12 protein-coding genes are annotated in these 12,299 nt (G+C 68.9%); 10 read left to right on the top strand and 2 right to left on the bottom strand.

Annotated elements, in window-relative coordinates:
* The first annotated feature begins 14 nt into the window (after window positions 1-14).
* The 3 genes from MFF07_RS06970 to MFF07_RS06960 are packed head-to-tail and all read left to right on the top strand — an operon-like array spanning window position 15 to window position 3,396.
* Window positions 15-1,019: an ABC-three component system protein gene (locus MFF07_RS06970; protein WP_238231257.1), complete on the top strand. Its 1,005-nt coding sequence runs from the start codon at window positions 15-17 to the stop codon at window positions 1,017-1,019.
* A complete protein-coding gene (locus tag MFF07_RS06965) occupies window positions 1,016-1,507 on the top strand; it encodes an ABC-three component system middle component 2 (protein WP_238231255.1) in 492 nt (163 codons plus the stop codon). The genes MFF07_RS06970 and MFF07_RS06965 overlap by 4 nt, the downstream gene beginning before the upstream one ends.
* A gap of 41 nt (window positions 1,508-1,548) precedes the next feature.
* Window positions 1,549-3,396, top strand: coding sequence for a coiled-coil domain-containing protein (locus tag MFF07_RS06960; RefSeq protein WP_238231253.1), 1,848 nt, complete (start codon window positions 1,549-1,551; stop codon window positions 3,394-3,396).
* Here the strand turns inward: MFF07_RS06960 and MFF07_RS06955 are convergent.
* Both MFF07_RS06955 and MFF07_RS06950 read right to left on the bottom strand, forming a co-directional pair.
* Entirely contained in the window at window positions 3,342-4,220 is an 879-nt protein-coding gene (locus MFF07_RS06955) for a DNA-binding protein (RefSeq protein ID WP_238231252.1), read from the bottom strand. The genes MFF07_RS06960 and MFF07_RS06955 overlap by 55 nt on opposite strands.
* 160 nt (window positions 4,221-4,380) lie before the next feature.
* Window positions 4,381-4,770 carry a metal-sensitive transcriptional regulator gene (locus tag MFF07_RS06950; protein WP_238231250.1) on the bottom strand — a complete coding sequence of 130 codons (390 nt, stop codon included), beginning with the start codon at window positions 4,768-4,770 and terminating at the stop codon, window positions 4,381-4,383.
* Window positions 4,771-5,124: 354 nt separating this feature from the next.
* Here MFF07_RS06950 and MFF07_RS06945 point away from each other — a divergent pair, with 354 nt between their 5' ends.
* From MFF07_RS06945 to MFF07_RS06915, 7 genes are all read left to right on the top strand, one after another.
* Window positions 5,125-5,796, top strand: a complete 672-nt coding sequence (locus tag MFF07_RS06945; protein ID WP_238231248.1) for a hypothetical protein — start codon at window positions 5,125-5,127, stop codon at window positions 5,794-5,796.
* Window positions 5,797-5,808: 12 nt separating this feature from the next.
* On the top strand, window positions 5,809-6,102 hold the full coding sequence (locus MFF07_RS06940; protein WP_238231246.1) for a hypothetical protein: 294 nt from the start codon (window positions 5,809-5,811) through the stop codon (window positions 6,100-6,102).
* Between the two features lie 199 nt (window positions 6,103-6,301).
* Entirely contained in the window at window positions 6,302-7,342 is a 1,041-nt protein-coding gene (locus MFF07_RS06935) for a DUF6634 family protein (protein ID WP_238231245.1), read from the top strand.
* Window positions 7,343-7,813: 471 nt separating this feature from the next.
* Window positions 7,814-8,014, top strand: coding sequence for a hypothetical protein (locus MFF07_RS06930; RefSeq protein ID WP_238231243.1), 201 nt, complete (start codon window positions 7,814-7,816; stop codon window positions 8,012-8,014).
* 157 nt (window positions 8,015-8,171) lie between these two features.
* A complete protein-coding gene (locus tag MFF07_RS06925) occupies window positions 8,172-10,079 on the top strand; it encodes an AAA family ATPase (protein WP_238231240.1) in 1,908 nt (635 codons plus the stop codon).
* Entirely contained in the window at window positions 10,076-11,002 is a 927-nt protein-coding gene (locus MFF07_RS06920) for a metallophosphoesterase family protein (RefSeq protein WP_238231238.1), read from the top strand. Before MFF07_RS06925 ends, MFF07_RS06920 begins: the two co-directional genes overlap by 4 nt.
* 2 nt (window positions 11,003-11,004) lie before the next feature.
* On the top strand, window positions 11,005-11,901 hold the full coding sequence (locus MFF07_RS06915; RefSeq protein WP_238231235.1) for a 3'-5' exonuclease: 897 nt from the start codon (window positions 11,005-11,007) through the stop codon (window positions 11,899-11,901).
* Window positions 11,902-12,299 lie beyond the last annotated feature (398 nt).

The following is a 12,299-nucleotide window of genomic DNA, read 5'->3' as shown; positions in this document are numbered from 1 at the left end:
CGGGCACGGGTCGCGTGACCAGCGTCGCCATTCGCCTCAAGGAACTCGACGACGACGAGCTGGAGGAGTTCGTCGAGCTTTGGTGCGAGCGGCTCGGCGCCGGCTACCACCTCGTCGAGCGCATCGGCAAGGCTAACGACAAGGGCCGTGACGTCATCGGTTTCATGACCCCGGTGAAGCACGAGGGACCCTGGCACCTTTACCAATGCAAGCGGAAGACGCTTCGCAGCGCCCTCGGGGTGCCCGAGGCCCTATCGGAACTCGGCAAGGTGTTCCACCACCACCGGGAGGGAGCCTACCGGACCCTGCCGGAGCGGTACTTCTTCGTCGCTCCCCGCGGCGTCGCCGGCCCGCTGCAGGACCTGATCTTCAATCCCTCCGACCTGAAGGCGGTGCTGATCGCGCAGTGGGACCAGCATTGCGCCGGGTCGATCACGCGGCGGCGGCGGATACCGCTCTCGCCGGCCCTCCGCACCCTGATCGATGCCTACGACTTCGGCTCGATCAGCCACCTCTCGGCAACCGGGCTTGCCAAGCACCCCGCCGCCCGCACCGCCCTGACCATGGTCCTCAAGGAACCTCCCGGCGACGCACCGGCGGGCAGCGTCCCCGCCGTTCTGCTGGCCGAGGAGATGGAATACGTCGATCAGCTACGCCGGGTCTACGGCGAGGCCAGGGGTGCCCCCTTCGCGACGGCGGACGCGGTGCTGGCGGACGGCGAGCACGGCGACCACCTCCGCGAGCAGCGGACGCGGTTCTTCGACGCGAGGTCGTTCAGGCTGTTCCACCGGGACAACACGTCCGTCGAGGCGCTCCGGGATTTCGAGGCCGAGATCTACCATGGCGTCATCGAGGTCTACCGGCAGGTCCATCAGAGCCGGCTCGACCGCGTCGCCGCCGTCATGCGGCACGCCGCCACGATGCCGAGCGCGATCCTGGGGAAGCTCGCACGGGTTCCCGTCCGGCAGGGCATGTGCCACCACCTCGCCAACGAGGGGCAGATGAAGTGGGTGCCGTGAGCGTCGATACGTTCGGCCGCCTGTTCAACTCCCCGCTTGAGGCCGGCATCAGGGCGGTGGTCGTCCTCGAACACCTGCGCCCGGAGCGCGTCGACCTGTCCGAGATGGTGCTGCTGGACCACGTCGTCGTCCACACCGCCGACGTCGGAGGGCCGCCCAGCCTCCACCCCGAGGTCCCGGGACGGAAGGGCGAGCTCCTGGTCCGAAGGCGCCTGGTCGAGCGGAGCCTGGATCTGATGCGGCGATGCCACCTCGTATGCCAGGACAGCGTTCCGCAAGGGATCCTCTACCGCGCGTCCGACGAGGCGGCGTCCTACGTCGAGCTCCTGGAGACGCCGTATTCCGAGCGGTTGAAGGCCTGCGCCAGATGGATCGCGTGCGAGATCAGGCTGACCGACAAGGCAAGCTTCAAGGCGCGCATGCGCGACCACATCGGCGATTGGAACGAGGCGTTCGGGCCCGTCGACGGCGGGGTCCGGCTCGGATGACCGCGTCCGATCCACCGCGCTTCGTCCTGAGGCGGCTGTCCTTGACGGGACCGCGCGTCCCCTTGGCCGAGATCGGCTTCGTCCCCGGCGTCAACGTCGTCTGGGGCGCGTCGAACGCCGGCAAGACCTTCATCATGAAGGCACTGGACTTCATGACGGGCGCCGGCTCCCCTCTGCCGGACATCGAGGAGATCCAAGGCTACGAGAGGGCGTGGCTGGAAATCGACCTGCCCAAGAGCGGGCGCGTCACGCTCGTCCGGTCGGTCTCGGGCGGGGCGTTCGGATCGTACGAGGCCGGGATCGCACATGATCCCGACGCCGAGCCCGCGCGAACCCTCGCCGCCGACCATCGTGCGAAGGGGGAAAGCCTCTCCAGCTTCCTCCTGTCGGAACTCGACGTGGTCGACCGAAGGATCGCGCGGAACCAGAATTCCGAGAAGAGCTCGTTCACGTTCCGCCATTTCGCGCCGTATGTGTTCACCGAAGAGACGAACATGATGGGCGAGTGGAGCCCGACCCGGATCTCGGCCCAGAGCGGCGATACCTTCGACAGGAACGTCCTCAAGTTCATCGTCACGGGCGTCGACGACAGCGCCAAGCAGACGACGCGCAGCACCGACGCGCAGAGGACGGCCAACCTCGGCAAGATCGAGCTGATCGACGACATGATAGCCGCGGCCGAGGACGAGCTCGCCCGGCGTTGGCCGGACAGTGCGGACCTGGAAGGCCAGGAAGAGCGCATCGCGGACAGCATCGGGGGGCTCCAGCAAACCCTGTCCGCGCATCAGCTTCGGCTCGACGAACTCCGGAGGGATCGAAGGGCGGCGGTCGAGACAGCGACGGAGGCGCAGGAGCGCCGCTCCGACATCGCGATCACCCTGGACCGGTTCGCCTTGCTCGATGCCGTGTACGAGAGCGACGTCGCGAGGCTACAGGCCCTTGAGGAAGGCGGCGCCGCGCTGCTGGTCGGCGCGCGCCGGACGTGCCCGCTCTGCGGAGCCGACCCCGACGACCAGCGGCACGCCCACGGATTCGACGAGATCGAGGTGACGCAGGAGGCGACGCGCGCCGAGATCGCCAAGATCAGGCTCGAACGCTCAGACCTCCGGAAGGCGGTGGCCTCGCTGGAGGCGGAACGGGCGGGACTGTCGAGGCGTGCGGAACGGCTCGCCGCCGAGGTGGCGCAGCTCGGAAAGGCCATCGAGGCGACCAAGCCGCTGGAGGCGTCCAGCCGCCTCGCCTACGAAAGCCTTGACCGCGCCCGGCACGAGGCTCGCCGGGGGCTGGCCCATCTGCAGTCCATCGAGGCCCTGCGGGCCCGACGTTCCCGTCTTGCCGCCTTCAAGCCAACCGCCGTGGCGAGGGGGTCGGTGAGCGTCGGCATCGGCGGCGTCGTCGGCCACGAACTGGCCACGACGATCCAGTCCGTCCTCCATGCCTGGCGGTTCCCAGGGCTGCCGACCGTGTCGTTCGATCCCGGCAGCCACGACATCCTCATCAACGGCAAGGACCGGCGCGCGAACGGCAAGGGCGTGCGGGCCCTGATGAACGCCGCCTTCAAGATCGGCGTGCTGCTGCACTGCAGGTCGAAGGACCTTCCCCATCCCGGCATCATCGCCCTCGACAGCCCCCTGCTCAGCTACCGGGATGCCCTGACATCGCGGTACGGCGCCGTCGGCGCCGACGAGAGGCAGGTCGCCGAGAGCGGGCTGAACGCCCACTTCTACAGGCACCTCCTCGGTCTCGCCGAGACGGCTCAGTTCATCGTCATTGAGAACGACGCGCCGCCCTTCGACCTCGGGGACGCGGCGCGCGTGACGACGTTCGTCGGACGTCAGGGAACGGGTGGCCGCAAGGGTTTCTTCCCCGTCTCGGACCCGGCCGCCTGATCGGAACCGGCCCCATCGACCGGGAAGAAGCGCAGTTCCCGTTCGACGAACCCTGCCCCCGCCGCGGCGGCGGCACGAAGACGGTACCGCAGCCATCCGACCGACAACGGCATCTCGACCTGCATTCCCCGCTCGCTCAAATGACGCGGCAGGGCCACGTAGATGTCCCCGGCATACATGGGCCCGCGCAAGCGCATCAAGGCCAGCGCCTCGGCCTCCACCGCCTGCCAGAAGTCGTCCTGCTCGGTGACCGTAGCCTTCCGCTCCAGGCCGCGGGCGTGCAGCGCGCCCACGAACTGGCCGAACTTCGAGGGCTTCTCCACCGGCTTGGGGGCTCCGACCCTCGCCCCCTCGACCGCCCCCGCCTCGGTGGCGCCAGACCTTCGCAGGCGCCCCACCTCCGCGGTCAGCTCCGAAACCCGCGCCTCCAGCGCGTCGACCGTCAGCGACGCCTCGTCGAGCAGGTCCTGGTAGGACCTGCGCTCGATGTCCAGGTTCGCCCGCTCCTGATCCCGGATCTTGCTCTCATTCGCCTGGACCTCGTCCAGCACCAGCTTGCCGAACTCGCCGAGGCGCCTCTGCAAGGCAATCGGCAGTTCCATCAGTTCGATGACGGGCTGGTAGTTGCGGGACGCCTTCCAGTCCGCAAGCACCGGGGCGACGTCGCTGAACGATCCGCCCCTGGTCAAACGCTCTCGGACGCGGCGAACCGAGACCCGGACGGCCTCCTTGCCGCGCTGGGCGCGCAGCCTGTCGGCTTCCTTGAAGACTTCAGCCCTGTCGACCATGACCCGCGCCCCGTACGCTTCCAGGCCATCATCCATGGAGGTTCTGAAGATCGTGCTACCTGACCACCGCCGGCACCCAGACGTTCGGAAGCGTTACGCCTGATCGGTGCCTACACGGCGCCCCGACGTCGGCTTCCGTCGCAGGATTTGCCCGTCCGCGCCTCGTCGCAGCCACCGCCTGATCTCCAATCCCGCATCAGACGACCTTGGACACCATAGCGTCCAGCTCGTCCGCCAGGCGACGCCGCTCGTCGGCGGATAGGTCTCCGGCGACGGCCGCCCTGACCGCGCCCTGAAGGTGACCGCGGATCAGGTCCGACCGAACCCGGCGCAGCGCACCGATCACCGCGTCGACCTGGGCCGTCACGTCCGGGCAGGACCGACCAGCCTCGACCATCTGCTGAAGTCCGCGGACCTGTCCCTCGATGCGCCGCAACCGAGACACCTGTCGCGCCGCATCCGCGGTGCTGCCCGCCTGATGTTCGTCTGCATCGTCCATCCCGCGACGGCGCCCCACCTCGAATAACGAAACCTTACGGAACAAGGTTAACGATTCCGGCGCCGAAGGTAACGCATCACGGATCACGTTATCCGTTACTATGGCCCAAGGAGTCACGCTTTCACAGCCGCCAGCAACCAGCCCAAGCCGCCCCGGAGCCCCGGAGCCCCGTTCAGGGCTATCCCTCGCGAGGATCCTAATGCCGAGCCCAGGGAATCGTTGACCACCGGTCTTGGTGATCCGCCCCACCATCTTGAGTAAATATACCCCCATGGGGTATACTATCTTTACTGGAAAACCAGTGGACCAATCCGGGGTTCAACCATGCGTATCGGGTTCTTCTCAGACGACAGATCGGGCGCACAAGCCGCCCTCCTCGCCAATACGGCCTTCAACCGACATCGCCCAGGCGAGCCTGAAGTCGCCTGCGGTTCGGGAAACGTGCTTGGCTCCATCCCGGCCCTCCTCGATGCGGCCAGGGTCGACGGGCGCGACCTCATGGTCGCCTTCCCGCTCGCCCGCATCCATGACGTCGTCCTGCGCGCCCGCATGGATCTGGCCGTCGTCACGGCGGGACCCAGCCCCGTCTGCCAGGCCATCGCACGGCGTGCCGTCGCCTTCGACGCACGCCAATCGAGGCCACCGGTCGCTCCGGCCTGGCTCCTGGCCGGTCCGGACGCCGCTACCGACGCTACCATCCGCCGACTACCCGGCACGCCAACGCCGCTGACCCTGAGGGAATCCGTCTCCCTACGCGCCGGCTGCCACTGCGGCCGCCTGCATCGGCTCGCCTTCGGCCTCGCCGCCGCCCTGCGCATCGCCGCCGAGGACCCTTACGCGGACGCCGTCGACCCGGCGGAAGTCGCGGAACTCCTGGCCCCGCCCGGAGCCTGGTCCGCATCCGGGATCCACGCGTCGGGCCTGAGGGACGATCTGCTCGATCTGGCCACAGACCTCGCCGACGGTCCTCCGACATCTGCGCCCAGTCGGCGGATGAACAGCCTTGGCCGCCGACGTACGCAGGCCCGAGGCACCCGCAGCTCCGTCCATCGCCGGCCCGCGTCCTCCGCCGCGATCCACGAACCACACTGTGCCTACACGGCCGGACGCTGAAGGATCTCCGCCATGAACAAACGCAACGCCACCCCCAGGCCGAACCCGGCCCCTTTCCGCCTCGCCGAACAGCCAAGGTTCGGACGCCGCCACCCCTCCGTACTGGCCCGGGACCGTTCCCGGCGCGGCATCGCCGCCGATCCGGTCACGGCTGCCTCGGACTTCCCAGACGACGAAGAAGCATCGCTGACCGGCCTGCTGGACGAGGAATTCGATGCCGACGACGCCTCGGTCAGCCTTCGCACGACCATGGCAGTCGCCCTTCGACTGCTGCACGAGGAAGACGACGACGCCCGCTTCTGCTGACGACAGCACGGCGGCCGCAGACGTGAAGCTGTATAAAATTAACCATGATTCACTGATTCATTTGCCTAACTGACCAATCTATTGCAATTCTGCAGGTTTTTGCGCTATAATTCGGTCCTTCACACAATCGACCTCACGCCGACCGCTCGGGAGTTTCTCCCTTCGGTCCGGCGTGCCCGTCTGCCTACGGAGGAAGCGCTTGATCCATGCCTTCTTCGGCCTCTCCGCGCGCGCCGATGCCGCCCACGCCGCCCTGATCGTGGCGGACGCGTTCACCGTCATCGGAAAGCCGGTGACCCTTTTACGCCTCACGCTACCGGACGAGGCCCAGTTCCCCCTGCGAAGCGTCGTCTCCGAGTTGCTGACCGTCGTGGAACGCCGCATCGAGGACGCGAATGCCATCGGCCCTGCGCTTGACGGGGAACTGCCCGGAGCCACGTCCACCGATGCGCAGGTCATCCTCGATCTACCTCCCGCCGGCCTGCGTGACGCAGGCGTCCTGGCCCGGATCGACGTAGCGGTCGCCACGGTCGGAACGAGCGCCTTTTCCGAATACGAGGCCGCCACGATGATCGCATCGCTTCCGGCCAGGGCCGACGCCGGCCTCCGACCGGTCGCGCCACCCTGGCTGCTCGCCTGCGGGGGCGGTGGGAATTCCGCCACGGTGGCGGCCCTCGGCCGCAACGTCGGGCTCCAGGCCGCCGCGCTGGCCGCGCGGCAGCCGAGCCGGATCCTGCCGGCGGCCCTTCCGGCCCTCGGACGGCGGGATGCCCAGCGCGTCGCCGACGGGGACCGAACCACCCGCACCCTGAGCGCGGGGCTTGCCATCGCCGCCGCGCTGCGGATGGTGGCCGCGATGCCGGAAGCGTCGCATGCCGACCCCGAGACCTTCGCACGGTTCCTCTTGGAAACGACCGGACGGAACACCCTGCCCGACGAGCGCGACGCCGGCGAACGCCTCCACGAACTCGCCGACGAGGTCGCCGGGATCGCGGAGGGTACCAAGCCCACCGACGACGACCTGGCCGGCGCACCGCGGCTGGAGGACTGGACGGTAGACAAACGGTCAGTCCGAGTCGTCTCGGGCACCGTCTTCGCGCATCCGGTCCTTCCTGACGGTAGCCACATCACCACGAGCGACCTCTACGCCTCGGACGGCGAGACCTGGGCCAGGACACTGTCCCGATACTACCTGCTCGGCCATCGCGCCGACCGGCGTGACGGACGCTCGCGGCACTGAAGCCCAAACAACCCGGCATCGACCACCCGCGCGACCGGGCCGGCGAAGCCTTGACCGAAGCGGGAGGCATGGGATGGACGCGGCCGGTAGCGGAAGGGGGAAGACAGGCGTCCCTGCGCTGACAACGTGGCGTCGCGCAAATCCGGGGCGTCTCGGCCCGGCCGCGCTGGCACGGGTGCGGGTCGCCCTCGCCGGCTCCCCCCTGCTGCACCATCGCCGCTGGCCGGAGGCTCTCCGCGGCGACGCCGCCGCGGCAATCGCCGTCGCCATCGACTGCCTCCCTCGGGGGCAGCCGTGCTCGCTCGCGACCGACGTCGCGATGAGCCGGCTCCTCCTCCACGCCGCGGCACGGGACCCGGCCGCCATCCTCGTCCTCGACCACGCCACGGGAAGGCTCGACCGCCGTGGTGACGGCAGGCCCAGGCCGACCGGGAGCCAGCGAAGGTCGCGAAGCCCAGGGAGCTGCCCAACGTGAGGATCCCGTTCCTGTCCGGCCCGCATCGGGACCTCGCCCGCCCTGCGCGGCCGCCGCAATCGGCGCCGTGCAAAGGCGTCGATGTCGTCGCGGTCGCCGACACGGTCGCATCGGCCGGCCCGGGCGATCCGCCGAGCCCGGACTTCGCCTCGATCCTCGAAGCCCCCGTCCGGACCGGGCGACCGGACCTCCGGTGACACGGGCACGGCCGGAACTCCCCCAGACCATCGGATCGGACCGAACCGCTTGGATGCGGCGGCGGGAGTCCCGCCTCCGATCACCTCCCCCGCTTCGAGATCGGCACCCGAAGCCGCCGCGACCCCGCCCCCAGCCCCATCGGACGACAGGAGCACCATGAGATCCGACCTAGCCTTCTTCCGCGAGGATACCGACGAGGAGGCCACGGTCGGTGGAGGGCGCCCCCTGCGGGAGACGGCCTCCGCAGCCCTTGCCCGGCTTGCCCTGGAAGCCGCGCTCACGCCCGCGCAGAGGCGGCGGATCGCGCGCGATCCGAACAATGTTCTTGTCGTACAGGTCCCCGCGGCGGAATGGGTCGACGCCATCCGTAGCGCCTGCGAACGCCTGAGGCCCTGGGATGCGGTCTTCGCGCGGACCGGCTCCAGGGAAGACATGCCCTCACGCGGCAACGACAAGGTCGCGAGGACCGTCGGCCAGGGCGGCGCGGTGCTGGGCGTCTCGCAGGACTGCCATGCCTACCTGCCGTCAGCCCTCTCATCCGCCGACATCAACGTCAGGATCGAGCCGCCGGACAACAAGCTGGTCGGACAGGTCATCCGCGCCGTCACGGGTCGAGCCGTACGCGACCTTCCCGACGGCGCCGCGGCCGGCCTGTCCTACTGGGACCTCGCGGCCTGCATCAGGGGAACGTCGAAGGCCAGCCTCGAACGCCTCGCGGCCGCCTCGCGGGCGAAGACCGTGATCGACCCCGCCGTGGCCACGGCCCCGCCGTTCGCGTCGCTGCTCGGTTTCGGCGCGGCGCACGAATGGGGAACGAGACTCCTGCGCGGGATCGAGGACTGGCGCCGCAACGGCACCGCGTTCCCGGCCGACCGATGCGCGGTCCTAGCAAGCGAGCCGGGACTTGGAAAATCCACCATGGTGCGGGCGCTGGCCAAGGCGGCGAAACTGCCGTTGACCATCAGCTCGGTCTCATCGTGGTTCACGTCCTCCAATGGATATCTGGATGGCGTATTGAAGCACATCGATCTTGTCTTCGATCAGGCTCGCTATACGTCTCCATCACTGTTATTTTTGGATGAAATTGACAGTATCCCGGATAGAAATTCGCTGGATGATCGATCTCGTTCGTGGTGGAACCCTGTCTGTACGCATATTCTTCTCAGAATTGACCGCCTCAACAACGATCCCGACGCCAAGGTCTGCCTGATCGGCGCGACGAACTACGCAAACCGGCTCGACACGGCCCTGATCCGACCCGGTCGCCTGACCCGCGTGATCCAGATCGGCCGCCCAGGCGCGGAGGCGATCTCGGGCATCGCGCGCCAGCATCTCGGGTCGGACCTGCCCGGCGCCGACCTTCGCACCTTGGGCGAGCTCGGGCTCGGGGCCACCGGCGCCGAGGTCGAAGGCTGGGTCAAGGAGGCTCGGTCACGGGCTCAAACCGCCGGGCGGCCTTTGGCCCTGGACGATCTGCTCCGGTGCGTCGCCCCGCCCGATACGCGGACCGACGCCGAGATCCGCCGCGGCGCCATCCACGAGGCGGGTCACGGCCTCGGCGCACAGGTGGTCGGCGCAGGCGCCGTCATCCAGGTCGACATCATCGCCAGGAACGGCAACGGCGGGTCGACCGCGATGCGCCCGCGGCTCCCGATCATGCCGCTCCGGGACGACGTCGAGCGCCTCGTCGTATCGCTTCTCTGCGGCCGCGCCGCCGAGGTCGTGATCCTGGGCGAGGCGTGCGGCGGATCCGGAGGATCCGCCGACTCCGACCTCGCCCGGGCCAGCGCCCTCCTGGCCGGCCTGCACGGTTCGCTCGGGCTCGGGCAGGGCCTCGTCTACCTGGGGCAGCCGTCGGAGGTGGCGGGTGGCCTGCGGCAAGACTCCGTCCTGCGGGCGGCGGTCGAGGCCGACCTGCACCGCCTGCACTCCGAGGCCGAACGCCTGATCTCCCGGTTCCGGGACGTCGTCGAGGACGTCGCGGAACGGCTGGTCAGGAACAGGATCGTGGACGGCGACGAGCTTCGCCGGCTGATCGCCGGGGCAAGCGGAGACCGCCGATGATGAACGTCGCCGTTCCCGTCCACCCCGCCGACCCGCTGCCTTCCATGCACGGCCACCGGTGCCCGGGCCTTCGCATCCTGCTGCTGAGCGACCTGCGGATCGACAGGTCCCCCTTCGAGCTGCCCGAAGCGCTGCCCGGCTTCGACGTCCTGGTCGCGGCGGGCAATCTCTCGAACAGCCTGCACCGGTCGCTGCTCTGGCTCGCAGACGCCCTCGGCGAACGACGCGCCGGGCGTCCGGTCGTCCTGGTGCCGGGAAACGCCGAGTTCTGGGACGGGGTCCCGCGCGGCGAGGCCCTGGACCGCGGCCGCTCGCTCGCGGCCGAGCTCGGCATCACGCTGCTCTCGGACGCAGCCGTGCGCTTCGAGGACGCGGCCGGCGTCGGCGTCCACCTGATCGGCGCCACCCTCTGGACGGACTGGAGCCTGCACGGACGCAAACGCGCCTCCCTCGCCCGCGGATACGCCCGCCATGGCCACCACGACTGCCGTCGCATCAACCTTTCGCGCGCGCGGCACCTGCCGCACGATGCGGCCGGGTCCCATGCCCGGAGCCGCGCCTTCATCGAGGACTGCCTCGCCTCGGTGAAGGTCGCCGCCGAGGGCTTCGGCCTGTCGCCGGTCGCCCTCGTCGGGGACGTCAGGCCCGGCGACCGCGCGGCCGTCGTCACGCACCACGCGCCATCGCGGCGCTCCGTCCTGACCGGACCGGGGGCCGAGGCCTACGAGGAATGGATCTCCGCCGCGCAGGCCTCGGACTTGGAGGACGTGATGACGGCCTGGAGCGGCCCGACCCTCTGGGCCCACGGGCACGTCGCCGACCCGGTCGACTACCGGATCGGCAGGACCCGGGTGGTCGCCAATCCGCGCGACCGCCCGCGGCGCGCGTCCACCTTCGACCCGGCCCTCATCGTGGAAGCTTGAGAATGGACGCCGAGACGCAATCCGAGATGCCGTTCGCCAGCAAGGCCAGGGCGACGACGGGCCGCCGTCCCCCTCTGCGGACCCCGCCGCCGGCACGGCCGACCAAGCTTCTCTGCCTCGACATCGAGTCGGTGCCTGACGAGGCCCTCCTTCCGCGCGACTGGGACCGCCAGAAGTTCCCGAAGCCGGCCTGGCACGAGATCGTGTCGATCGCATTCGCAGTCGCGCGGATCGACAAGGATCCGGAGACGGGCCTCGAAAGCTACGCCATCGAGACCTGCAGGAGCGGCGGCGAACCCGGGTGGACCGAGCGAAAACTCCTCGAAGGATTCTGGCGCTTCTTCGCCGCCGGCTCCTACCGGCTCGTCACCTGGAACGGCAGGTCGTTCGACGTGCCGGTGCTGCTCACCCGCGCCTTCATCCATGGCATCCCGACCGGGGCCTACCACCTGAGGGGCGACCGCTGGTCCGGCTACGGCAAGCGCTACGACCAGGATCACCACGCCGACGTCATGGACCTGATGTCCCATCACGGCGCCGCGGCCAGGATGGGACTCGACGAGATGGCGCTCGCCATGGGCCTGCCCGGCAAGGGCGGCGAGCATGGCTCGAACGTGGAGGCGCTACTGGCCCAAGGCCAGGCCGGGCGCGTCCGCGCCTACTGCGAGACCGATGTCCTGAACACCCTCGGCCTCTACTATCGCTTCTGCCTGTCGAGCGGCCGGTCCGACGAGCGGGGCCACGACGCCTCCATGGGGGACCTCGTGAGGTACCTGCACTCGGAGGGCTCCCACCGGCCGCACCTCGCCAGGTTCCTCGACGACTGGAAGGCATCCGACCGGCCAATGCCGATCTGCCTCTCGAAGAGCCCCGACGCGTTGCTTCGGGGAACATCATGACAGCACCCCGAAAATATATCGATGGACCTAATTCAATCAAGACAATTGTAGAGATCTGGGAAAGAACGATACCGAGGCCAGGAAGCAAATTTCTGCAAGGACGGCGTTAACCAAAGCACCATGGAAAGCCGATGTTTTATCGAGCCAAAGCTTTGCAGTGCGTGACAAATACCGTCAGTTGGACTACATTATAGCCATGGAAACGACTGCCAAATACGCGCTCGCGTGCGAGCGGATACGGACGGGCCCCAGCGCCCGGGCCGGCAGTCTCCAGAGGCTGCCCGCCTAAGCGCGACCCTGGCCCTTCCATACTCCGCAACCACCGATAGCGCCCGGAACGAGACCTCGCGGTCTCTCCCGTAAGGCAGTCGCTACCTGCCGGGCTGGTCCCGCATGCC

Source organism: Methylobacterium thuringiense, assembly GCF_022179645.1.
In the GTDB taxonomy this organism is placed as follows: Bacteria; Pseudomonadota; Alphaproteobacteria; order Rhizobiales; family Beijerinckiaceae; genus Methylobacterium; species Methylobacterium thuringiense.
The sequence above is the reverse complement of the archived record's forward strand: the minus strand, read 5'-3'. Positions and strand labels throughout refer to the sequence as shown.